The sequence below is a fragment of the Phocaeicola faecalis genome, assembly GCF_021730445.1.
GTDB lineage: Bacteria > Bacteroidota > Bacteroidia > Bacteroidales > Bacteroidaceae > Phocaeicola > Phocaeicola faecalis.
The window spans coordinates 64,201-87,945 of the sequence record NZ_JADNRM010000014.1 but is presented as its reverse complement, the minus strand read 5'-3'; the positions used below and the strand labels follow the sequence as shown (position 1 = coordinate 87,945).

Below are 23,745 nucleotides of genomic sequence, written 5' to 3'. Positions count from 1 at the left end.
GGTGCGGGGAATTTATTTCTTGCACCCTTTTTGCTTCTATACCATAAAAAAAGAAAAACGGCCCATTCATTTTATTGTAATAATCAGAAAAATTTCAGGAAAAGCCTTAACTTTGTAAATTATATATGTGTTTAATATCAAAGAACTTATAAAATTATCCATTCATGAGATTGAAAGACTTACTAACCTGTACCATAGGCATATTCCTTTGTACATCGTGCATCAAAGACGAAGCACCTAATGCGGAAGCTGATATCGAAAAATGTATATTACCCGCCGACATTCTTTCAGGTACGGAGATTGACTACAACCTACCATTCGATGAAAGCCTAAATGCCTATCCTATTTATATAGAAGTAAACAACGGGACCGATTTGACCGCACTGGCACCGACTTTTGAACTGACTCCGGGAGCAACTATTAATCCGGCCAGTGGAACGACACACAACTTTACAAAGCCAGTGCGCTACACCACTACTTCGGAAGACGGAAAATGGCATCGCACTTATGCCATCAACCTGCATTATCCGTCAACAACAAACATCCCGACTTCTTTCCACTTTGAGACAGTGAAAAGAGTAAGTAACTATTATGTTTTCTACGAAGAAGCAGCCGGACATGCCACCCTAACCTGGGCTAGCGGAAACCAAGGATTCGCACTGACAGGAGGAGGTAACTCTCCCGAGGACTACCCAACTACCATCAGCTCGGAAGGACGCTCCGGCAATTGTCTGAAGCTAGTAACTCATACCACCGGAGACTTAGGCAATAAAGTAGGAAAACCTATTGCGGCAGGTAACTTATTTATAGGAAAATTTGAACTACTCAATGCATTGGGAGATGCTTTGGCAGCAACCAAATTCGGAACAACGTTCTATTATCAGCCTACCAAACTGACCGGCTATTATAAGTATAAGGCAGGGCCTAAATTCTATGAAAACGGAGAATATACTGACCGAAAGGATGTGTTCAATATATATGCATTATTTTATGAAAAGGATGCTAAAGTACAAACCTTAGACGGACATATCGTAGCGAACAATTACGAACACCCGAACATGGTAGCTTTGGCAATAATAAACCAGACAGATGCCGTGGAAACAGAACAATGGAAACGTTTTGAATTGCCTTTCGACTACGAACGATTTGGCAAAACCGTCGACTTGGAGAAACTGGCCAAAGGACAATACAACATCAGCATTATCCTGTCTGCCAGCAAAAATGGAGATGAATTCAAAGGTGCTCCCGGCAGCACATTACTTATTGACGATTTGGAAATAGAGTACAAATAACTTAAAAGATTTTCGATATGAAAAAATATATATTGCTTCTGGCTATCACATTGGTGAGCTTCCACACATGGGCTCAAGAAAACAGAACAAAGACCTTGATAAACGCCGCATTACACGGTTGGGAATATGAATTGAAAGCCGGTTTCAACATTGGAGGAACATTGCCTTTGCCTTTTCCCGAAGAGATACGCGACATCAAAAACTACAATCCTACCCTTTCGATTACCATCGAAGGAAACATGACTAAATGGTTTGGGGAACAAAAGCGTTGGGGTATCGTCACCGGACTCCGCCTGGAAAATAAAGGTATGCGTACAAAAGCTGGAGTAAAGAACTATGGCATGGAGATTATCGGTGAGGATGGTAATCGTTTAAAAGGCAACTGGACAGGAGGTGTGCGCACCAAAGTGCAAAACTCATACCTCACTATTCCAATCTTAGCTGCTTATAAATTGAACCATCGTGTGAACCTGAAAGCCGGTGCTTACTTTTCTTATCTGATGGACGGTGATTTCAGCGGCCACGTATACGAAGGTTATCTGCGTAAAGATGATCCGACAGGAGAAAAAGTAAACTTTAATAACGGAGCAATTGCTTCTTACGATTTTTCTTCTGATTTACGCAATTTTCAATGGGGAGCACAATTAGGAGTAGACTGGAAAGCGTTCAAACATTTGAAAGTATATGCAGACCTGAATTGGGGAATGAATGATATCTTTAAAAAAGATTTCAAAACAATCACTTTCGATATGTATGCAGTCTATCTGAACGTGGGATTCGGATATGCATTCTAAGGTTCATTTCTAAAAACCAGGCTTTTTCGAAAAGAATAAATTATTCTCAGAAAAGACCTTGGATTTCGTAAAAAGCTTGCTTCTTTTTCCAAAAGATTCATAATAGCACAAAAAAGAAGGCATCCCGAAAATTGGATGCCTTCTTTATTATTATATTCTTCAGAAAGAACAATTATTATTTTCTTCCTTCAAAATCAACAACAACTTGCATTGCAGTAACTGCAATATCCAAATCAAGCTCTTTACCGTCAGCGTCACCTGTAATGACTACAGCCAATTCTCCCATTTCAAGAGCACTCATATCAAGCGTAGTTTGACCATTTAACTTCAATTCGTCTGTCGAAGGAACCACATCGCATGTCGCCTCAATTGTCATAGGAACAGGTAATAGACCGGAAATAGTAAAGTTGGATAAAGAAACCTTCACTTTACTATCGCTCACTTTAGTTACAACAATAGATGCAACAACATCTTTGGCCACTTCCGTGCCTGCAAGCGTTATATCCAAATCACCAGGATAAGTGCCCACAATGTTATCTACAGTTAATGCTTTCTTGTTGTCATCATCATCGTCATCACTACAAGCTGTAAACAGACATACCGTACATATCACAGCAAACAAATAATAAAAAACACTCTTTTTCATTGTTACATCTATTAAATATTATACACTTGTTTATTTTTTCTCGAATAGTATTTCTATATTCAATTCTGAAACATCACCCAAAATAGAATTCAAAGCCCCCATAACAGCATTAATCATTTCTTGTTGTTCTGCAAATCCCGGAATCATTGGACCAAACATCTGTAACATTCCATTTATCATCTGTATAGTTTGGGCATTCAATACTTCATCCGTTATAGCAATACTGGCAGTATCTTCGCTTGCCTTATAACACAAAGGAGCCCCTTCTGTCAATAAAGTGCCCGGATCCCAGGTTCTTGGAGCGGATTGAGGTATCATTCCCATCAAGTCCATAATACTCACTGTCAAATAAAACTTTGAACCTGAAGCAAATGGATCAGGATAATATTGAAGCAAGCTAAAGTTCTTCTCTTCAACATTAACCATATCATTTTCATCTATAACGCCATCGCCATTCATATCTTTCGGCATATCAACATAAGTTGCAATAAGACGACCACCTTCAGTAAACGTTACGCTCTTCAGGAAAGAAGCATACTTACCCAAAAGTCCTTGTAAAACCTGTAACAATGCTTCATCCGACATTGTTTCGGGAAACATCGGTTTTAATTCTTCAGGTAACATTGCTATGAGTTCTTTCGGGAAAGTGACACTTCCGTTATGAGTTCTGAATTGTCCTCCAATCTGCACCAATCCATTATTCATTTTCGGAACCCATGTACCAACCAACGTAGAATTGGTTTTATAAGTAACCTTAGCTGTCAATGCGCCGGCAGTGAAAGTACCATCAAATATCAAATCATAACCATAAGCATTAGTTTTTCCACCTTTAAACGTGTAGACCCCATCTTTAGAAGTCACATCAACTCCCTTCAATTCACCGGTACGTGAACCAGACAACAGATTGCTAAATGTAATATCTGCTTTATTTTCACTCGTCATTTTAATCCCGATAGAAGCCCCACTAGGCCATTCCTTATCTTCATCTGCATGATAAATGAGCTTATTTTCACCGTTTCCATAATATGAACCGGAAACAGTTCCCCAACCGGAAGTAATTACCGCCAAAGTTAGCTTACCGTCAGTCAAAGCACCGGAAACCGAAATTAAATAACCGGCTTCTTTTTCTTTGTTTCCTTCTATCTTTCCATTCTCTAAAGTAACATCCATTTCAAAACCGGCAGCCACGTTTACTATCTTGTCAAAAACCAAAGTTGCCTTATCCTCTGCTGTTACCGTCAACGTTACTGCAAATTTAGAAGAATGAGCTTCACCGTTCAGGGTCATAGACAAGCTATCGTTAGCATATACGCCACTGACAGCAGCCCAGCCGGAAGTGATAACATCTACTGTCATTTCGCCGGCTGTATTAATAGTACCGCTGACAGTTACCTTCAAAGCTCCATCCGAAATGCTAGTAAGTCTAGCTGCTTCCAAGTCAGCAGTACCGGAAAAAGTATAAGAAGTTTCATCTTTCTTTTGCAAAGAAACATCTACTTTTACCATATCATGACCATAAATAGCATTATTCAATGTTAACTCACCGTTCTCACCATTTATAAATTTAAAACCTACAGTAGCACCTGCCGGTGTTTTATCATTCAACTTCAAAGTTACATTGTCGTTGGTTATTTCCGGAATTTGCTGCCATGTAGTATCTTCATCATCGTCACTACATGCTGTGAATAAAGTTACTGAACATATCACAGCAAACAAATAATAAAAAAGATTCTTTTTCATTGTCTAGTTAATTAAATTTATACTCGAAAAATCGTGCAAATATAGTAAAAAGTTAAACGTCCTACTACCCTTATCGATATTTAGAACACATTTTGTGCAATTTGGAACACTATTCGGGCAACATCACCACTCCCTGTTTCTTCTTTCCGTCCATCTTCACTATCAGAGGATTATCAAAACGGACGTGCCTGATAAACTGAGTTTCCTCTACCGCCGGTTGTGCGTTGAGTATGTCCTGATTATATATGCCATCATTCATGTACGAATTAATAGTGAAATAACCCACTCCAAAAGAAGTCAGATTCTGAAAGAAATGTGTTCCCTGACTCGGATCTACACGATAATTGGTCAAACCGGCTTCCACTATAATGCGGGCAGCCGAAATATGAGGCCACTTCACAGGAATACCCAACCAAGAATCACTGCTTCCCCAGCGTCCCGGTCCGACCAGTATATAATGTTTGCCTTCATCCAGGAATTTACGGTTCATTTTTTCTATTTCATACGCAATGGTAGGATTGTTTGAAGCTGTATAGCCTTCCGTTTTCACATAGATTATATCATAAATATCCTCCATAATGCCATGCCCCAATGAATTATTACTCCTTAATAAAACATTCTCATCCTTAATAAGGTTCAAATCCTCATCCAGAACAGCCTTGATATCTACCATCGGACGAATTTGCAGCAGATAAAACACACCTGTTTTCTTCTGCGCATTCAGCGTTACGGCAAACTCTATCTCGACAGGACGACGCATCTCACTCTGCCCATATTCCTGAGCCAGTTGCAATATGCGGGGCAATGGGAAAACATCGTGCTGCAATACATTGGCAAAAGTAATCAGTTTTCTGCCTCCCGGATAAATACCGTCACGAATCACCATATCATAAGGATCGTAAGTGGACGCTATAAAGTTCAAAGCTCCGTCATTATCGGCTTCTTTCACCGGAAGTTTCAACAAGTTGAAACCGTCATCCAAAGAAAAATTGTGACCTGTATTCTTCAAATCAAGTGCATAGAACTGTGTTTGGGTTTCGCGAAGGGCTATCTCCATTTCACTGGTTTGCAAAACTTGATTCGGATGATACGGACAGATACGCAAAGTCAATCCTCCATCTACAATATATTTACCCAAGCCTAATGCCAGACTCACCGTACCTTCTTCCGCCCTCTCGTCGCCAATAGGATAATAGTTGAGCGAACGGGCCACACCGGAAATAGACGGATAGAAACGGTCGCCATATTGTGTTCCCACCACTTCTTGCAAGATGACAGCCATCTTTTCCTGATCGATGACATTGCTGGTGGCCTGCATATAAGCCTTACTGTCTCTATAATAAACCGAGGCATAGACACCTTTTATGGCATCACTCAACATACGCAACATCTCATACTTGTCCTCCAAGTATGGAATCATATAGGTGGAATAAATACCTGCAAAAGGTTGATAATGGGAGTCTTCCAACAAACTGGAAGAACGGATGGCTATCGGAGACTTCACCACATCAAAGAATGCGAAAAAGTCCTCTACTAAACGGTCGGGCAGCTTGGCGCGAAGAAAAGCTTTCAATATCGTGTCGTCATCCGCATCACTCAGAGCCACCTGATACAGTCCGTTGGTATCCATGAACTCGTCAAAGATATCAGTACAGAGCACCACCGTTTTAGGGATAACGACAGTGGCATTTTCAAACTCTTCGAATTCTATATGACGCTTTACCATATTGTCTATAAAGGCAAGTCCGCGCCCTTTTCCTCCCAAAGAGCCTTCGCCGATGCGGGCAAAGTTGGAATAGCGGTCAAAACGGTCACGCTGGAATACCGCCACTACACCTTGATTCTTCATCTTACGATATTTTACAATCGCTTCGAAGATAATCCGACGATGCGCATCTATGTCCTGCAAAGACTTCCAAGTAATCTGCTTCAGGAACTCGGCAGGCGGAAACATGGCACGGGAGTAGAGCCAACGAGAGACATGATTGCGACTGATGTGATAGAGCAAAGACTCCTTCGGAATGGCAAAGATTATATTCTGCAACTCTTTCAGATTGCGCACACGCGCCACCTCTTCAAATGTATCAGGATTGCGGAATATAAAATCTCCAAAACCAAAATGCTCGGAAATGATTTCACGCAAGTCTATATTCATTTTTTTAGAGTTCTTATCCACAAAACTCGCGTCGTATCTGCCGGCGTATACCTTATTATTGACTTCTGCTGATTGGAGAATCAAAGGAATAAAAGGATCACGAGAACGAATTTCGGCAAGCAGCTTTATACCTGCCATCGGGTCTACCACTCCACCACGGGGATAACGCGCATCGGTAATGATGCCCAATACATTTTTCTCATATTTATTATATAGCTCCATCGCCTCTTCGTATGTACGTGTTAAAACGATTTTGGGACGTCCCCGCATACGAAGTGTACGTTGGTGAGCATTTAATGCTTCAGTAGCAAATTCTTGACTCTGCTTCAGAACAAACTTATATAAATTAGGCAACACGGAAGAATAAAAACGGATGGAGTCTTCTACCAGCATAATCATCTGCACACCAACCTCTTTTACGTCATGTTCCAAATTCATCTTGTCTTCTATCAGTTTAATGATAGAGACCAACAAGTCAGTATTCCCCAACCAACAAAATACATATTCAAAGATGCTCAAATCTTCGTGCTCCATACGTGCGGTAATGCCATGAGAAAACGGAGTTAACACAACCAATGGAATATGGGAATACTTGTTTTTAATGCTGCGTGCAATTTCAAATGTATCACTGTTGTCGGAACCAGGCATACAGATTACAAGGTCGAATGTGGTATTCGCCAACTGCTTCCAAGTTTCCTCTTCGGTAGACACCTGTGTAAAACGAGGTGGATAACGAAGACTGAGATTCATGTATTCATTAAATATCTTTTCATCAATTCGCCCGTCATCTTCCAACATAAAAGCGTCGTACGGATTGGCAACCAAAAGGACATTGAATATTCGTTTGGTCATAAGGTTTACAAACGAAGTATCCTTGAAATACAGCTGATTTAATTTTAACTTGCTGAGCATAATTCTTAGATTTACACAGATAATGTAATAGCAAAATACGTTAATAATATTGTCTTATGCAACTTATTCGCAAGAAAAAAGAACTTTTGGGAATTAAGGGAAAGACCCTCCTATTAACTTTTTATTATAGCAACCCTAATTTTTTCGCAAAAATATTTTGCCAAGTCGGATAAAAACATACCTTTGCATCAGAAATGAATTTCATTTTGTCAAAACCTTAAATGCAAACTATTATGGATATCAATCAAATCATGGCTTCTCTTGAGGCCAAACACCCTGGTGAATCAGAGTACTTGCAAGCAGTTAAAGAGGTGCTGCTCTCCATTCAAGACATATACAATCAACACCCGGAGTTTGAAAAGGCATCACTTATCGAAAGATTAGTGGAACCGGATCGTATCTTTACATTTAAGGTGCCTTGGGTGGACGACAAAGGCAAAGTGCAGGTAAACTTAGGTTACCGCGTGCAGTTCAACAACGCCATTGGTCCGTACAAAGGCGGTATTCGTTTCCATGCATCAGTAAATCTCTCTATCCTGAAATTTTTAGGATTCGAACAAACATTTAAGAATGCACTGACCACACTGCCTATGGGCGGAGGTAAGGGCGGCTCTGACTTCTCACCTCGTGGTAAGAGCGATGCTGAAGTTATGCGTTTCTGTCAGGCATTTATGCTTGAATTATGGCGTCATGTAGGTCCCGATATGGACGTACCGGCCGGAGATATCGGTGTAGGTGGTCGTGAAGTCGGCTATATGTTCGGTATGTACAAAAAACTCACCCGCGAATTTACGGGTACATTTACCGGTAAAGGATTGGAGTTCGGCGGTTCATTAATCCGTCCCGAAGCAACCGGATTCGGTGGCCTGTACTTTGTAAACCAAATGCTTAAAAATAAAGGTATCGACATTAAAGGTAAAACTGTAGCCGTTTCCGGTTTCGGCAACGTGGCATGGGGTGCTGTGACTAAAGCAACAGAATTAGGAGCAAAAGTGGTAACCATCTCCGGCCCGGACGGATATATTTATGACCCGGACGGCATCAGCGGTGATAAAATAGACTATATGCTGGAATTACGTGCATCAGGAAATGATATCGTAGCTCCGTATGCAGAAAAATATCCGAACGCCAAATTCGTTGCAGGACGTCGTCCATGGGAAGTAAAAGTAGATATTGCACTGCCCTGTGCAACTCAAAATGAATTAAATGGCGAAGATGCTTGCAATTTAATAAAAAATTCCGTTCTTTGCATTGGAGAAATATCAAACATGGGTTGTACCCCCGAAGCTATTGATGCATTTATCGAACACAAGATGCTTTATGCACCGGGTAAGGCAGTCAATGCAGGTGGCGTAGCAACATCAGGTTTGGAAATGAGTCAAAATGCAATGCACATGAGTTGGAGCGCAAAAGAAGTGGATGATAAATTGCATCAGATTATGTATGGCATCCATGAACAATGCGTGAAGTACGGAACAGAACCCGACGGATACATCAACTATGTGAAAGGAGCAAACATTGCCGGCTTTATGAAAGTGGCTCACGCAATGATGGCTCAAGGAATTGTATAAAGCATTCTATTAGCATAAAAAATATCTCGTTTAGTTGTATTTGTATTTTGTATTGTAGCTTGCGCTGCCCGCCTGTGAAGGTATGGCAGCGTTTTTTATTGAAAATTCCAAAGTTTATTTATAAATTTGTACCAATTTGAAAAAGCTCATAAATTGATTATTCTATGAAAGTAATACAACTAAAAGGTTTGGACGCCGATTTATACCCATTAATAGGTCCGCTAGTAATGAATCCGAAAGTACTGAAGGCCAATAACAACTATCCATTCAAGACTACGGAAAATTATCAATGGTATATTGCAGTAGACGACCAAGAAGAAGTAGTGGGCTTTCTGCCTGTGGAAGACAAAAAAAACACTTCAGTCATTAATAACTACTATCTCAAAGAAGACGACGGAGAATTACTGAAACTTCTTTTTAGCCAAATCGATGTAGAAAAAGATATAACTGCGATTGTATTATCCAAACACCTGGACATATTCAAGAAATTAGGGTTCAAACTGGAACACCAATGGACCAATTATATTAAAATGATATACACCAACACAAATAAAAATGAAGAAAAAGGGAACTAACACAGAGAATGTTTACGAGCTGATACAGAAACGACTAAAATTTATTTTTGCTGAGTTTGATAATATTTACGTCTCCTTTTCAGGAGGCAAGGATAGCGGAGTCTTGCTTAACCTATGCATTGATTACATCAGAGAACATAATCTGAATAGAAAAATTGGTGTCTTCCATATGGATTATGAGGCACAATACCAAATGACAACAGATTATGTAGAAGAAACATTCAGACAGAATCTGGATATTCTGGAGATTTACCATGTATGTGTGCCATTCAAGGTAGTTACCTGTGCATCCATGTATCAACAGTTCTGGCGCCCTTGGGATGAAGAGATGCACGCCAACTGGGTGCGTCCGATGCCAAAGAATTGCTATAAGAAGGAAGACTTCCCTTTTTATAACGACGAAATGTGGGATTATAATTTTCAAGTGGAATTCGGAAGATGGTATCACAAAAAGAAGGATGCTGTACGCACCGCCTGTCTAGTAGGTATCCGGACACAAGAAAGCCTCGACCGCTGGAGAACGATTTACAGCAACAATCGCCTGTTTACATATCATAATTTAAAATGGTCACGCAGAATAGGCTACGACCTCTTTAACCTTTACCCCATCTATGATTGGCGCACCGAGGATATATGGGTGGCCTATGCACGCTTCAAATGGCCCTTTAATCAACTTTATGAACTATATTATAAAGCAGGAGTCCCCTTGGACAAGCAACGTGTTGCCAGTCCTTTTTTAAGTACAGCTCAGGAAACTCTGAAACTTTACAAAGCCATCGACCCTAACACATGGGGAAGAATGTTGGGCCGGGTAAATGGCGTGAACTTTACAGGCATCTACGGAGGAACCCGTGCCATGGGGTGGCAAACCATAAAACTGCCCAAAGGCTATACATGGAAAGAGTATATGTATTTTCTTTTGGAGACACTCCCCGAAGATATGAAAAACGCTTATCTTGAAAAACTAAAAGTCAGCAGAGAATTCTGGAAGTATCGGGGAGGATGCCTCAGCCTGGAAACCATACGCAAATTAAATGAATTAGGCGTAAATATACATGTGCAGAAAACGACCAACTATAAGACAGACAAGCTGCCTGTACAAATGGACTATCTGGACGATATAGACATCCCTGAATTCAAAGAAATTCCAACTTACAAACGTATGTGTATATGTATTCTGAAGAATGACCACGTTTGCAAATACATGGGATTTGCCTTGACCAAAAAGGAAAAACAGAGAAGAGATAAAGTGATGCAAAAATACAAAAATATAATGAGATGAAAAAAGAATACGAAAGTCCTGTATATCATGTACGCCGTGTACCGGTAGAAAAGGTACGTGCCAACAGTTATAATCCCAACCATGTAGCGCCCCCCGAAATGAAGCTGCTCGAACTTAGTATTTGGGAAGACGGATACACCATGCCTTGCGTTTGTTATTATATTCCGGATGAAGATGTTTACGAACTCGTAGACGGTTATCACCGCTACTGCGTTCTCAGAACTTCCAAACGAGTATTTGAACGCGAAAAAGGGTTATTGCCGGTGGTGGTTATTGAGAAAGACTTATCCAACCGAATGGCAAGTACCATCCGCCACAACCGTGCCCGCGGCACCCACAGTGTCGAACTTATGGTCGACATTGTAGCAGAGCTCACTAAAGCCGGAATGAGCGATGAATGGATTAAGAAATATATCGGAATGGATGCCGACGAACTATTACGCCTGAAACAGATATCAGGATTAATGGAACTGTTTGCCGACAAGGAGTTTTCTATCCCGGAGGAAGCATGACAACAATCAGACTAAATAAACGAACAAATTGAAATATACTCATTTACTATTAGGGTTATCGGTATCAGTCGTATGCGCCTGTTCCGATAACCTTACCGATTTTATCCAAAGCGATAGAAGCATCATTACAGGCAACTGCTGCCGGTTTACTAACAGCCTGACAGACAATCCTCCCACTTCATTGCCTTCAGGCAGCCGGACACTGCTGAATGCCACGGGAAGTCTACAATTAGAGAACCGCATTTTCACCTATTCGGGAAATACATGGGAAAGCGACTTGCCCATTGTATGGACTGATTTATCAGGAACAACCGATATTGTTGCTCTATACCCGACTTATACAGACAACCTGTATGATGACCTATACTCGAAAGGGCAGTTGGAGGATATCCTTTACATAAAAGACAAATTTGAGGCTGGCCAAGAAATCAAATTTCAGTTTAAACATCTCTTTTCCCGGCTCACTTTTCACATCAGCGAAGAATTACAAGGAGAAATAAAAGAAATCAGACTGACGGCACCTGTCATTGTTGACAAGATTATTCCTGCCACAGCAGACCTGAAACTCAATGCAGAGCAAAGCCATACGACCATCACTGCCGGAGATTCTTCCGAAAGCTATTCCTTTATCATTCCTCCAAGCGAAAATACCGGTTTGAGAGTCGAGCTTATCACCAATCATAAAAGTTTCATCAAAGAACTAAAACCACAAGCCTTCTTAAGCAATTACGAATACGCATGTAATATCAAAGTTCTTGATGAACAATCGAATATCGGAATCTCTTCTGCTGAAGATTTGATTGCATTCAGTTTGTTAATCAACAATAAGGAATACAATGGTAAATCGCTGAGCGACTTCGGCATCACAAAAGATGGCATTACCACTTATAGACTTCTGAACGATATTGAATTGACGGACGAAGATTGTAAACGGATGAAGCCTATAGGAATAAATGGTAATGCTTTTAATGACACATTTGATGGACAAGGATTTACTATCTATAATCTAACACCACAAGTCGATTATAAAAAAAGTGCTCTCTTTGGATATACCTCAGAAGACGCAATCATTAAGAATCTTTGCATAAATGGAGCAAAAAACAACAATACTACAACTAAATCAGATGTCGGAATATTAGCAGGTTATAATAAAGGGTATATCATAAATTGTTCAGTTCTAAACTCAGCAGGAACATCTAGTAACCGTGCAGGTGGTATAGCTGCTTTTTCAACTGGGACGATAGTAAACTGTTCTGTTGTGTCTTGTCATCTAGAGTCGCAATGTATTGGAGGGGCAGCGGGAGAAGCAAGTGGAAAAATAATAAATAGTTTCTTCGTTAAGAATACACTTGTCAGACCAAAATCCGGAGGCCCTAGAGGAGGAATTTATGGCAAAGGAATACTAGCTTCCAGCAGCGGTTCACTAACCGTCTCTAATTGCTATGTAGATTGCTATACTTCTAATAAAACCTCATTTGGTATAATTACCGGACAAGATGCCTCAAGCTATATTGAAAACTGCTTTTACAGGTATTACGAAGGATTATCCACCGGAGTCACCAACGGTACAAATCTAACAAAATATGATGTAAACTTCATCGACACCAATGGCAAATCCGTTTTATCCTCTCTCAATGAATGGGTAGACACAAACTCTCTCCTCCACCCCGAATACGAACTCAAGCATTGGACAAGTGGAAACGAGGAGATTCCCGCTATCTTCATTGATATCAAATAAAGGGAAGGAGGTACTTACCTCAAACAAGAGTAAGATTAAGCCATTTTTTACGGACAACCAAGGCTTCTTGAGCGACAGATTATTACAGTCTCCGGTAATGGACTGTACAGTCCACTATAGCAGACTGTACGGTCCACTGCAACGGACTATACAGTCTGCTGCCGAAGACTGTAGTAATTCGACCGACAGACAGGCATAATCGAAAGGACGAAAACGCTTAGTCCGACTAATGAAACGACTTAGGGCACTCAAAACGTATGCAGAGGTTGAAAAACCGGAGGAGACAACATCCGGGGACAGGTGTTTGGTTGATATGTTAAATCCCCAGGAATAATAACTGACCCAGAGATAGAATACTATCAAAAAGGGACTGTCCATTTTATCAGACAGTCCCTTTTACTAATATTTATTGTTTGGATTAAAGAGCACCTACTTCATGCAAAGCAGCGTTAGTCTTGCGAACAGCAGCAGCACTTGCAGCGAATTTAGCTTTTTCGTCTTCGTTCAAAGGCAATTCAACGATCTTTTCAATACCATTCTTACCCAAGATTACAGGAACACCACAGCAAATATCCGATTCACCGTATTCGCCTTCCAAGTAAACTGAACAAGGAACCATCTTACCCTGATTGTGGATGATAGATTCAACAACGAATGCACCAGCTGCACCCGGAGCATACCATGCAGAAGTACCCAGCAATTTAGTCAGAGTAGCACCACCTACCATAGTAGCGGCAGCAACTTCCTGCAACTTTTCTTCAGACAAGAAGTTAGAAACAGGCATGCCTTTGTAAGTAGCGAAACGAGTCAAAGGAATCATAGTAGTATCACCGTGACCGCCGATTACCATGCCTTCTACTTCGTTTGCATTGCAACCCAAAGCCTGAGACAAGAAGTATTTGAAACGTGAGCTATCCAAAGCACCACCCATACCGATGATTCTGTTCTTCGGCAAGCCCAAAGCTTTCAATGACAAATAAGTCATAGTATCCATCGGGTTAGAGATAACTACGATGATAGCGTTAGGAGAATATTTCAGAATGTTCTGAGCTACAGATTTAACGATACCTGCATTAACACCAATCAGTTCTTCACGAGTCATACCCGGTTTACGAGGAATACCTGAAGTGATAACAACAACGTCAGAGTTAGCTGTTTTTTCATAATCGTTAGTGCAACCAACAATGTTTGTGTCGAAGCCCAACAACTGAGCTGTCTGCATCATATCCATTGCTTTACCTTCCGATACACCTTCTTTAACGTCCAGCATTACTACTTCGTCTGCTACTTCGTTAAAAGCAAGAACATTTGCACATGTAGCACCTACGTTACCTGCGCCTACTACGGTTACTTTTGACATAATCTCTATATTTTGTTTAAAGTTGATAATAAAATCGTCTTCTTAAAAGCACTGCAAAGTTACAATGATATTCCGAATTAGAGAAAAATTTCCGTAATTATTTTCGGGCAGTATGCGCAAAATATTGTACTTTTGTCAAAAAATCAATGTAACACTATGGATAAGAGCAAAAAACTGATTATTGTCATTATTCTGCTGATTGTTATCATCGGCGGAGTTTCTTTCTATGCTTTCCGTCAGGCAAAGGAAAATAAAGAAATGAGTGAACTCTTTGCTGTTGAGAAACTGGAGATGGAGAATGAGTACACCACTTTTGCAACTCAATATGATGAACTTCAGGTACAAATCAGCAATGACTCCCTGCGCGAAAGGTTGGAAAGTGAGAAATTGAAGACTCAACGACTGTTAGAAGAGTTGCGCCAGGTAAAAACAAGCAATGCTGCTGAAATCATGCGACTGAAAAAGGAACTGAAAACTGTCCGTGCCGTACTGCGCACCTATGTTATCCAAATCGATTCACTGAACAAGCTCAATCAGGCTTTGGCAGAAGAGAACCATGAAGTAAAACAGAAATATACGCAGGCAACCCGCCAAATCAGCAACCTGTCTCAAGAAAAGAAGAATCTGAATGAAAAGGTGACCTTGGCATCACAACTGGATGCAACCGCCATCACTGTCCTTCCCAAAAACAAGCGGGGAAGAGAAGCCAAAAAGGTGAAAGATGTGAAGAAGATAGCTGTTTCCTTCACAATCGTCAAGAACATCACTGCAAAGACAGGCGAGCGTACATTATATATACGCATTGCCAAACCGGATAACGATGTATTGACCAAGAATGCATCCAATACATTCCCTTATGAAAACCGTGAACTGACTTATTCCATCAAGAAGTATATCGAATATACAGGAGAAGAACAAAACGTGACCGTTTATTGGGATGTGGAAGAATACCTTCCGGCAGGTACTTACCATGTATATATCTTTGCCGAAGGCACTATGATAGGCCAGCAGGCATTTACCATGAAATAAATTCCTTTACCCGTCATATCATAAAAAAAGAGAAGCCGATTATCCGGTTTCTCTTTTTTTATATCTTTTTATTCGGCTGATATTGCCTATTCACATTTTAGTCGTATCTTTGCATCGTTGCATAAGCAACTTTAAACACATAAGCAACAACACCAAAATGAAGAGAATTTTCGGTTTTATCCTATTTATAGGGGTATCAGTCGGGGGTTCAGCCCAAAACATGCTGACGCTGGATAGTTGTCGTGCTATGGCACTAAAAAACAATAAAGAGTTACGCATATCCGCTGAGAAAATAAATGTGGCGCATTATGAGAAGAAAGCTGCCTTTACTAACTATTTGCCCAAGATTGCTGCTATGGGAACGTATATGCGTACCCAAAAAGAAATCTCCTTATTAAGTAACGATCAAAAAGGAGCACTCAGCAATATCGGGACTGTTGCTCAAGGCTCTCTCCAAGAAACATTTCAACAACTGGCCGCTTCCAGTCCCGAACTGGGTGCCCTGCTACAACCGTTGGCTCCACTCATTCCAGGCATAGGAAGCAAACTGAATGGCATAGGACAAGGGCTGGTTGATGCTTTACACACCGACACTCGCAATATGTATGCAGGTGCCGTCACCCTCACCCAACCTATCTTTATGGGAGGGAAAATAGTGGCCTACAACAAGATAACCCAATATGCCGAACAACTGGCCAAATCACAACATGCCACCGGCATGCAAGATATCATTCTTAGTACCGACCAAGCCTATTGGCAGGTCATTTCGCTGATAAACAAAAAAAAGCTGGCTGAAAGTTATCTCAAGCTCGTACAACAACTGGATGGTGACGTAGACAAAATGATTGCCGAAGGAGTGGCTACCAAAGCTGACGGTCTCAGCGTAAAGGTGAAAGTAAACGAAGCTGAAATGAAACTGACACAAGTGGAAGACGGACTGAGTCTTTCTAAAATGGTATTGTGCCAGCTCTGCGGTATCCCTTTGGATGAGGAGATTCAATTGGCGGACGAGAATGTAGAAAATCTCTTGGTTGCCGATGAAATACAGGTTGCCGACAATGTTGCCACTGCCCTCGCCAACCGCGAAGAATTGCGGAGTCTCAATCTGGCTACTAAAATATATGCACAGAAAGTCAATGTCACCCGCGCTGACTTCTTGCCGACTGTGGCCCTGACAGCCAATTATATGGTGACAAACCCTTCGTTAGTCAACGGCTTCGAAAACAAATTCCGTGGTATGTGGGCGGTAGGTGCATTGGTAAAAATACCCATTTGGAACTGGGGCGAAGGAATGTATAAAGTAAAAGCAGCCAAAGCCGAAGCTAATATTGCCCGCTATCAGTTGTCAGACGTAAAAGAAAAGGTAGAACTGCAAGTCAATCAAGCCACTTTCAAAGTAAACGAAGCCGGAAAGAAACTGGCAATGGCTACCAAGAATATGGAAAAAGCGGAAGAAAACCTTCGTTACGCCAAATTAGGTTTCAGCGAAGGTGTCATCCCCACCAGCAATGTGCTGGAAGCACAAACAGCATGGCTGTCGGCTCAATCGGACAAGATAGACGCACAGATAGACGTGAAATTGACTCAAGTATATTTACGCAAATCAATGGGAACATTAAAATAAGAACAAGATATGGCAGAAAGAACACAACGCAGCAACATTTTGCTGGCATTCATTTCACTGACGGCAGTCATTGTAGTCGTGTCTCTGATAGGTTTCTTCACATTGGGCAAAGGCCCCGAAATCATTCAGGGACAAGCAGAAGCAGACGAATACCGTGTATCCGGTAAAGTTCCGGCACGTATTCTTGAATTCCGTGTAAAAGAAGGAGACAAGGTTAAAGCCGGCGATACACTGGTTATCCTCGAAGCTCCCGATGTAATGGCTAAGCTATCACAGGCACAAGCCGCCGAACAAGCAGCCCGGGCCATCAGCGAGAAAGCACAGCGCGGAACTCGCCGGGAACAGTTGCAGGCTGCCTTCGAAATGTGGCAGAAAGCCAAAGCCGGAGTAGAGATTGCCGAAGTATCGTACAAGCGTGTAAACAACCTTTTCCAGCAAGGTGTAATGTCCGCACAAAAACGCGATGAAGCCAAAGCACAGTTTGACGCGATGACAGCCACCGAAAAAGCTGCCCGTTCACAATACGAAATGGCTAAAAACGGTGCTCAACAAGAAGACAAAGCAGCTGCCGCCGCACAAGTGGAACGTGCCAAAGGAGCAGTAGCCGAAGTGTCTTCTTATATAGACGAAACAATTCTCACAGCCGCCGCAGACGGTGAGGTGACTGAAATCTTTCCCAAGGTAGGCGAACTGGTCGGAACCGGTGCTCCGATTATGAATATTGCCCGACTGGATGATATGTGGGTAACTTTCAATGTGCGCGAAGATTTCTTGAAAGACTTCACTGTAGGAGAAGAAATCAACGCTTTTATCCCTGCATTCGATAAAGAAGTGAAGTTCAGAGTAACCTATATGAAAGACCTCGGCACATACGCTGCATGGAAAGCAACAAAAACAACCGGACAATTTGATTTAAAGACATTCGAAGTCAAAGCTGTTCCTGTGGAGAAGGTAGAAGGTTTACGTCCCGGGATGAGCGCCATTATAGAGAAATAAATGAAAACAACGCATATTATCTTTCAGATAGCCAAACGCGAAGTGTTCCGCATTGCCACAAGGCCGCTATACCTGTTTTGCATGGTCATAGCTCCTTTGTTCTGCTACATCTTCTTCACAACGCTGATGTGGAACGGACTTCCCACAGATATGCCGGCAGGTGTCGTCGATTTGGACAACACGGCAACCACCCGCAGCATTATCCGCAATCTGGATGCTTTTCAGCAAACCAAGATTGTGGCGCATTATGCCGACTTTGCCGATGCACGCAAAGCCATGCAGGAAGGAAAGATTTATGCTTTTTATTTTATTCCCGAAGGTACGACGGAAAAAGCGCTAGCCAGTCGTCAGCCCAAAGTCTCGTTTTACACCAACTACTCATACTTGGTAGCCGGGTCACTGCTTTATAAAGACCAGCGCACCATGTCCGAACTGGCAGGCGGTGCCATCGGCCGCGCCACTTTACGTGCCAAAGGTGCTACCGACGACCAAGCGGTGGCTTTCCTGCAACCTATTGTCATTGATTCTCACATTCTGAACAACCCTTGGTTGAACTATTCCGTTTACCTGAGCAATACCATTATACCGGGTATCCTGATGTTACTGATATTCATGACTACCATCTATACCATCGGAAGCGAAGTAAAAGGCAATACCCAGAAAGAATGGATGCAAATGGCCGATAATTCCGTCACTTTGGCTCTATCCGGCAAACTGTTGCCACAGACCATCGTATTCTTTATCATGGCCACCTTTTATAATGTATACCTGTATGGTTTCCTGCATTATCCATGCAACAGCGGCATCCTCCCTATGCTTCTGGCAGGATTGTTACTGGTATTGTCCTCACAAGCCTTTGGCATTTTCCTATTCGGACTGTTCACTACCATGCGACTGGCCTTGAGCACAGCTTCGCTATGGGGAGTCATTTCTTTCTCCATCTCAGGAATGAGCTTTCCGGTTATGGCTATGAATCCTGTATTGCAAGGATTAGCCTACCTGTTTCCTTTACGGCATTATTTCCTCATCTACGTCAATTTGGCACTCAACGGCTATCCTCTGATTTATGCATGGCATTCGGTAGTGGCACTCATGCTGTTCATGCTATTGCCCTTCTTCATCCTGAAAAGATTGCGCACCGTGTTACTGCACTATGTATATATCCCCTAAAACAAATCTGTCATGAAAGAAAAGAAATTCAAAGAGATCGTTTCGGAAGGCATTTCAGACCTGTTCTATATTTGGTGGCAAGAGCTGAAAGCGGTGGTAAAGGACCAAGGTGTATTGATTTTCTTTATCTTGGTTCCACTGGGATACCCATTACTTTATACCTTTATATATACGAACGAAACCATTCGCGAAGTACCTGCAGTGGTAGTAGACAACAACCGTTCCACGCTCAGCCGGGAATATCTACGGTTGGTTGATGCCGGTCCCGACCTCCACATCATTTCTTATTGTGCAGATATGGAAGAGGCCAAGACATTGATGAAGGACGGAAAAGCCTATGGAATCATCTATATTCCCGAAAACTTCAGCCGTGACATTTCCAAAGGGATTCAAACCCGTGTCACACTTTACTGTGACATGAGTGGAATGTTGTATTACAAAGCCATGTTGACTGCCAACACCAATGCATCTCTGGCAATGAACAAACAAATAAAGATAGAACGCTCCGGCAATACCACCAACCGTCAGGATGAAGTCAGTGCCTCGCCCATCGAGTATGAAGACGTCTCTATCTTCAACCCGCAAAACGGATTCGCCAGTTTTCTGATTCCTGCCGTATTGATACTTATCATTCAGCAAACACTGCTACTGGGTATCGGTTTATCTGCCGGAACAGCCCGTGAGACCAACCGTTTCCGCGACTTAGTTCCTTTAAGCCGCCATTATCACGGCACACTCCGCATCGTTCTGGGCAAGTCACTCACCTATTTCATGATTTACATTATCATGTCAGTCTATATGCTTTGTCTGGTACCCCAAATATTCAGTTTGGTACAGATAGCACAGCCAAGCACACTCTTCGCTTTCGTGCTTCCCTATATATCGGCATGCATTTTCTTTGCAATGACCTGTTCCATCTTTATTCACCACCGCGAAGCCTGCATGATGATATACGTGTTCACATCCGTGCCCTTATTATTCATTTCAGGCATCTCATGGCCCGGCTCTGCCATCCCCGAGTTTTGGAGAATCATTTCATGGATATTTCCCTCTACCTTCGGCATCAACGGCTTTGTGCGAATCAATAATATGGGGGCCACACTGCCCGATGTTGCAACAGAGTATCATGCCCTGTGGCTGCAAACCGGCATTTATTTCCTCACCACTTGTATTGTTTATCGCCGACAGATAACCCTCAGCCGCATGCACGTATATGCAAGGCTGAAAGAGATAAAAAACAGACATAAACCAAAAGAGCTATAAATTTGTTTTATTAACTAAAAACTAAAAAGAAAACATTATGAAGAAAATTTTCATGCTGGTCTGCGCCTGCCTATTGATTGCCGCATGCAACAGTAACCAAAAGAGTACAGACAACACTGCCACAGCCGCAGACACCGAACTCACCGACATGCATAATACAGAAAATTCATTGGACTACAATGGAACTTATACCGGCACTTTCCCTGCTGCCGACTGCCCGGGTATAAACATCACCCTTACACTGAACAAGGACAAGACATTTACTCTTGTTTCAGAATACATCGACAGAAAAGATGCCACTTTCACCGATAAGGGAAACTATACCATTGAAGATAATCTGATAACCCTGCAGAATGGAGACGAAAAGAATTATTATAAAGTGGACGAAAATACACTGACTGCTCTCGACCAAGACAAGCAAGAAATAACCGGTGAATTGGCTGACCATTATATATTGCATAAAAAACAATAATTGCAAAAAACATGCATCATTCCTTTAGACAGAAGAATATTCTTCTGTCTAAAGAATTTACGCCCGCATCAGTAACCAAGTATTTCTCATATCAGAACTACCTTAGATTTTTGATATACCCTCAGACAGAATTTTCCGCCCCCTCTCCCATCTTTTATCACTTTCCTCCATTTTATTCATGGCTTTTTACTACCTTTGCGCCCATCAATCAACAGATTAATCATGAAAGAATTTATACAGATACTCCGTCGGTTCGTACCTCCCTATAAGAAGTACCTAGCTTTAAGTACTCTATTCAATATATTATCAGCTGTTTTAAACATCTTCTCCTTCTCACTCATCGTGCCCATACTGAGCATCCTGTTTCAGATGGAGAAAGCCACTTATACTTTCATGCCGTGGAATGCCGACGCTTCCATCAAGGATATTGTAATCAACAATTTCCAATATTACATCACAGAACTAATCAACCAGTACGGCCCCAGCACCACCCTTTTGCTACTGGGGTTATTCATGGCTTGTATGACTTTCTTAAAGACAGGATGTTATTTCCTCTCTTCCGCCACCATGATTCCCATCCGTACCGGTATTGTCCGCGATATCAGGGTTCAACTTTATAAAAAATTACTCAGTCTTCCTCTCGGCTTTTTCTCGGAAGAAAGAAAAGGCGACATCATAGCCCGCATGAGCGGTGACGTAAATGAAATAGAGAACTCCATCATGTCCTCATTGGATATGTTACTCAAAAACCCCATTCTTATTATCTCTTATTTCACGACGCTTATCATCATCAGTTGGCAACTTACCTTGTTTACCATCGCCATTGTCCCCATCATGGGCTGGATAATGGGAACAGTAGGAAAGAAACTGAAACGCGGCTCGCTTATCGCCCAAGGACAATGGAGTGATTTAATGTCACAACTGGAAGAGACACTTGGCGGTCTGCGCATCATCAAGGCTTTCAATGCCGAAAAGAAGATGAATGCCCGCTTTACCGAGTCCAACAATCTATACCGCAATACCATCAATCACGTTAATATCCGCCAGCAAATGGCACACCCGATGAGTGAGTTTTTGGGAACAATACTCATTGTCATCGTATTGTGGTTTGGAGGCACACTGATATTACACAACAACAACACCATCACCGCTCCTTCCTTTATCTTTTACCTGACCATCCTCTACAGTGTTATCAATCCATTGAAAGATTTCTCGAAGGCCGGATATAACATACCCAAAGGGCTTGCCAGCATGGAACGTGTAGACAAAATCCTAATGGCAGAAAACAAGATGAAAATAAGCCCGACTCCGATTCCCGTCGGTCCACTGAAAGATAAGATAGAATTTCGTGACGTATGCTTTAAATATGAGAACCAATGGGTGCTTCAAAATATCAACCTCACCATAGAAAAGGGAAAGACGGTGGCACTCGTCGGACAGTCGGGGTCCGGAAAATCGACCATGGTAGACCTTATTCCCCGTTACTATGACGTGCAACAGGGTGAAGTCCTGATAGACGGCATAAATGTAAAAGATACAACCCTGCACGACCTGCGCAGCATTATGGGCAATGTCAACCAGGAAGCTATCCTGTTTAATGATACCTTTTATAATAATATCTCCTTCGGTGTAGAAAACGCCACCATGGAACAAGTGGTTGAAGCTGCCAAGATAGCCAATGCACACGATTTCATCATAGCAAGCGAAAACGGTTACGACACCATGATTGGCGATCGAGGCGGTAAACTTTCAGGTGGCCAACGCCAACGTATCAGCATTGCACGAGCTATCCTGAAGAATCCTCCTATCCTGATTTTAGATGAAGCAACTTCGGCACTCGACACCGAAAGCGAACGAATGGTGCAGGATGCTTTGGAGAAATTAATGAAAAACAGAACAACCATTGCCATCGCACACCGGTTGTCCACTATCCGCAATGCAGACGAGATTTGCGTTCTGCACGAAGGACGCATCGTGGAACGCGGCAAGCACGAAGACTTGTTGGCCATGGACGGATATTACAAGAAACTGTGTGATATGCAACAAATGAGCTAACCCTCAGCACAACAAACCATAAGTATAGCTGTCCGGACATCCCGCCGGACTGTCTCACCGGCACGGAAATAGCCAATCACTAATTTAATGCACCCTCTTTGCATTAATTAACCCTCCTTGCATTGTTTAATTACGACAATTTCGTAAGTTTGCGAAAACATCGTAATTAACTCATATACTTATGGAAAAACTAACAATACAAGAAGAAGAAGTCATGCTCTACATCTGGAGCATAGGAGATTGCTTTGTGAAAGAGATTGTTTCAAAATTCCCGGAGCCAAAGCCGCCCTACACCACCGTCGCTTCCATTGTCAATAATCTGAAGCGTAAAGGATATGTAGCCGCACGGCGCTTTGGAAACACCTATCAATATACTCCATTGATAAAGCAAAGCGAATACAAGCGTACATTCATGGGAGGAGTAGTGCAAAACTACTTTGCCAACTCTTACAAGGAAATGGTGTCCTTCTTCGCCAAAGAACAAAAGATTTCGACAGACGACCTGAAAGACATTATCGACCTGATAGAAAAAGGAAAAGAAGAATAACCTCATCAACAG

General features: G+C 41.9%; 19 protein-coding genes. 15 read left to right on the top strand and 4 right to left on the bottom strand.

Going from position 1 to position 23,745, the window contains the following annotated elements; all coding sequences use genetic code 11:
- The first annotated feature begins 164 nt into the window (after nucleotides 1-164).
- A complete protein-coding gene (locus IR173_RS13100) occupies nucleotides 165-1,292 on the top strand; it encodes a PCMD domain-containing protein (RefSeq protein ID WP_237040045.1) in 1,128 nt (375 codons plus the stop codon).
- A gap of 17 nt (nucleotides 1,293-1,309) precedes the next feature.
- Complete coding sequence (locus tag IR173_RS13095; RefSeq protein WP_237040044.1) at nucleotides 1,310-2,086, top strand: porin family protein; 777 nt, start codon at nucleotides 1,310-1,312, stop codon at nucleotides 2,084-2,086.
- A gap of 175 nt (nucleotides 2,087-2,261) precedes the next feature.
- Here the strand turns inward: IR173_RS13095 and IR173_RS13090 are convergent, their stop codons facing one another.
- The 3 genes from IR173_RS13090 to IR173_RS13080 form a co-directional block, all read right to left on the bottom strand.
- Nucleotides 2,262-2,732 (bottom strand): calycin-like domain-containing protein, encoded by a 471-nt coding sequence (locus IR173_RS13090; protein ID WP_237040043.1) that lies wholly within the window; start codon nucleotides 2,730-2,732, stop codon nucleotides 2,262-2,264.
- Between the two features lie 30 nt (nucleotides 2,733-2,762).
- On the bottom strand, nucleotides 2,763-4,472 hold the full coding sequence (locus IR173_RS13085) for a DUF4925 domain-containing protein (RefSeq protein ID WP_237040042.1): 1,710 nt from the start codon (nucleotides 4,470-4,472) through the stop codon (nucleotides 2,763-2,765).
- Nucleotides 4,473-4,581: 109 nt separating this feature from the next.
- Nucleotides 4,582-7,539 (bottom strand): PEP/pyruvate-binding domain-containing protein, encoded by a 2,958-nt coding sequence (locus IR173_RS13080; protein ID WP_237040041.1) that lies wholly within the window; start codon nucleotides 7,537-7,539, stop codon nucleotides 4,582-4,584.
- Nucleotides 7,540-7,772: 233 nt separating this feature from the next.
- On the opposite strand from IR173_RS13080, the gene gdhA reads away from it, so the two are divergent.
- From gdhA to IR173_RS13055, 5 genes are all read left to right on the top strand, one after another.
- Nucleotides 7,773-9,110, top strand: coding sequence for an NADP-specific glutamate dehydrogenase (gene gdhA / locus IR173_RS13075; protein WP_237040040.1), 1,338 nt, complete (start codon nucleotides 7,773-7,775; stop codon nucleotides 9,108-9,110).
- A 164-nt stretch (nucleotides 9,111-9,274) separates the two neighbouring features.
- Nucleotides 9,275-9,685 (top strand): hypothetical protein, encoded by a 411-nt coding sequence (locus IR173_RS13070; RefSeq protein WP_237040039.1) that lies wholly within the window; start codon nucleotides 9,275-9,277, stop codon nucleotides 9,683-9,685.
- The gene (locus IR173_RS13065) at nucleotides 9,666-10,967 is read left to right on the top strand and encodes a DUF3440 domain-containing protein (protein ID WP_237040038.1); all 1,302 of its coding nucleotides are present in this window, start codon (nucleotides 9,666-9,668) and stop codon (nucleotides 10,965-10,967) included. The genes IR173_RS13070 and IR173_RS13065 overlap by 20 nt, the downstream gene beginning before the upstream one ends.
- The gene (locus IR173_RS13060) at nucleotides 10,964-11,479 is read left to right on the top strand and encodes an IbrB-like domain-containing protein (RefSeq protein ID WP_005935734.1); all 516 of its coding nucleotides are present in this window, start codon (nucleotides 10,964-10,966) and stop codon (nucleotides 11,477-11,479) included. The genes IR173_RS13065 and IR173_RS13060 overlap by 4 nt, the downstream gene beginning before the upstream one ends.
- A 28-nt stretch (nucleotides 11,480-11,507) precedes the next feature.
- On the top strand, nucleotides 11,508-13,217 hold the full coding sequence (locus IR173_RS13055; protein WP_237040037.1) for a fimbrillin family protein: 1,710 nt from the start codon (nucleotides 11,508-11,510) through the stop codon (nucleotides 13,215-13,217).
- Between the two features lie 418 nt (nucleotides 13,218-13,635).
- Here the strand turns inward: IR173_RS13055 and mdh are convergent, their stop codons facing one another.
- A complete protein-coding gene (mdh, locus tag IR173_RS13050; protein ID WP_237040036.1) occupies nucleotides 13,636-14,577 on the bottom strand; it encodes a malate dehydrogenase in 942 nt (313 codons plus the stop codon).
- A 156-nt stretch (nucleotides 14,578-14,733) separates the two neighbouring features.
- On the opposite strand from mdh, the gene IR173_RS13045 reads away from it, so the two are divergent.
- From IR173_RS13045 to IR173_RS13010, 8 genes are all read left to right on the top strand, one after another.
- Nucleotides 14,734-15,606 carry a hypothetical protein gene (locus IR173_RS13045; protein WP_237040035.1) on the top strand — a complete coding sequence of 291 codons (873 nt, stop codon included), beginning with the start codon at nucleotides 14,734-14,736 and terminating at the stop codon, nucleotides 15,604-15,606.
- Nucleotides 15,607-15,763: 157 nt separating this feature from the next.
- Nucleotides 15,764-17,230 (top strand): TolC family protein, encoded by a 1,467-nt coding sequence (locus tag IR173_RS13040; protein WP_237040034.1) that lies wholly within the window; start codon nucleotides 15,764-15,766, stop codon nucleotides 17,228-17,230.
- Nucleotides 17,231-17,239: 9 nt separating this feature from the next.
- Nucleotides 17,240-18,226, top strand: coding sequence for an HlyD family secretion protein (locus tag IR173_RS13035; RefSeq protein ID WP_237040033.1), 987 nt, complete (start codon nucleotides 17,240-17,242; stop codon nucleotides 18,224-18,226).
- A complete protein-coding gene (locus IR173_RS13030) occupies nucleotides 18,227-19,396 on the top strand; it encodes an ABC transporter permease (RefSeq protein WP_237040032.1) in 1,170 nt (389 codons plus the stop codon).
- 12 nt (nucleotides 19,397-19,408) lie between these two features.
- Complete coding sequence (locus IR173_RS13025) at nucleotides 19,409-20,659, top strand: ABC transporter permease (protein WP_237040031.1); 1,251 nt, start codon at nucleotides 19,409-19,411, stop codon at nucleotides 20,657-20,659.
- Nucleotides 20,660-20,696: 37 nt separating this feature from the next.
- Nucleotides 20,697-21,131, top strand: coding sequence for a copper resistance protein NlpE (locus IR173_RS13020; RefSeq protein ID WP_237040030.1), 435 nt, complete (start codon nucleotides 20,697-20,699; stop codon nucleotides 21,129-21,131).
- A 222-nt stretch (nucleotides 21,132-21,353) separates the two neighbouring features.
- Nucleotides 21,354-23,186 (top strand): ABC transporter ATP-binding protein, encoded by a 1,833-nt coding sequence (locus IR173_RS13015; protein ID WP_237040029.1) that lies wholly within the window; start codon nucleotides 21,354-21,356, stop codon nucleotides 23,184-23,186.
- A gap of 181 nt (nucleotides 23,187-23,367) precedes the next feature.
- Entirely contained in the window at nucleotides 23,368-23,733 is a 366-nt protein-coding gene (locus tag IR173_RS13010) for a BlaI/MecI/CopY family transcriptional regulator (protein WP_237040028.1), read from the top strand.
- The last annotated feature ends 12 nt before the right edge of the window (nucleotides 23,734-23,745 follow it).

Bases quoted from the DNA above. Each gene is read 5' to 3' on its own strand.
- IR173_RS13100 (WP_237040045.1), top strand. From the start codon at position 165: ATGAGATTGAAAGACTTACTAACCTGTACCATAGGCATATTCCTTTGT.
- IR173_RS13095 (WP_237040044.1), top strand. From the start codon at position 1,310: ATGAAAAAATATATATTGCTTCTGGCTATCACATTGGTGAGCTTCCAC.
- IR173_RS13090 (WP_237040043.1), bottom strand. From the start codon at position 2,732: ATGAAAAAGAGTGTTTTTTATTATTTGTTTGCTGTGATATGTACGGTA.
- IR173_RS13085 (WP_237040042.1), bottom strand. From the start codon at position 4,472: ATGAAAAAGAATCTTTTTTATTATTTGTTTGCTGTGATATGTTCAGTA.
- IR173_RS13080 (WP_237040041.1), bottom strand. From the start codon at position 7,539: ATGCTCAGCAAGTTAAAATTAAATCAGCTGTATTTCAAGGATACTTCG.
- gdhA (WP_237040040.1), top strand. From the start codon at position 7,773: ATGGATATCAATCAAATCATGGCTTCTCTTGAGGCCAAACACCCTGGT.
- IR173_RS13070 (WP_237040039.1), top strand. From the start codon at position 9,275: ATGAAAGTAATACAACTAAAAGGTTTGGACGCCGATTTATACCCATTA.
- IR173_RS13065 (WP_237040038.1), top strand. From the start codon at position 9,666: ATGAAGAAAAAGGGAACTAACACAGAGAATGTTTACGAGCTGATACAG.
- IR173_RS13060 (WP_005935734.1), top strand. From the start codon at position 10,964: ATGAAAAAAGAATACGAAAGTCCTGTATATCATGTACGCCGTGTACCG.
- mdh (WP_237040036.1), bottom strand. From the start codon at position 14,577: ATGTCAAAAGTAACCGTAGTAGGCGCAGGTAACGTAGGTGCTACATGT.
- IR173_RS13045 (WP_237040035.1), top strand. From the start codon at position 14,734: ATGGATAAGAGCAAAAAACTGATTATTGTCATTATTCTGCTGATTGTT.
- IR173_RS13040 (WP_237040034.1), top strand. From the start codon at position 15,764: ATGAAGAGAATTTTCGGTTTTATCCTATTTATAGGGGTATCAGTCGGG.
- IR173_RS13035 (WP_237040033.1), top strand. From the start codon at position 17,240: ATGGCAGAAAGAACACAACGCAGCAACATTTTGCTGGCATTCATTTCA.
- IR173_RS13030 (WP_237040032.1), top strand. From the start codon at position 18,227: ATGAAAACAACGCATATTATCTTTCAGATAGCCAAACGCGAAGTGTTC.
- IR173_RS13025 (WP_237040031.1), top strand. From the start codon at position 19,409: ATGAAAGAAAAGAAATTCAAAGAGATCGTTTCGGAAGGCATTTCAGAC.
- IR173_RS13020 (WP_237040030.1), top strand. From the start codon at position 20,697: ATGAAGAAAATTTTCATGCTGGTCTGCGCCTGCCTATTGATTGCCGCA.
- IR173_RS13015 (WP_237040029.1), top strand. From the start codon at position 21,354: ATGAAAGAATTTATACAGATACTCCGTCGGTTCGTACCTCCCTATAAG.
- IR173_RS13010 (WP_237040028.1), top strand. From the start codon at position 23,368: ATGGAAAAACTAACAATACAAGAAGAAGAAGTCATGCTCTACATCTGG.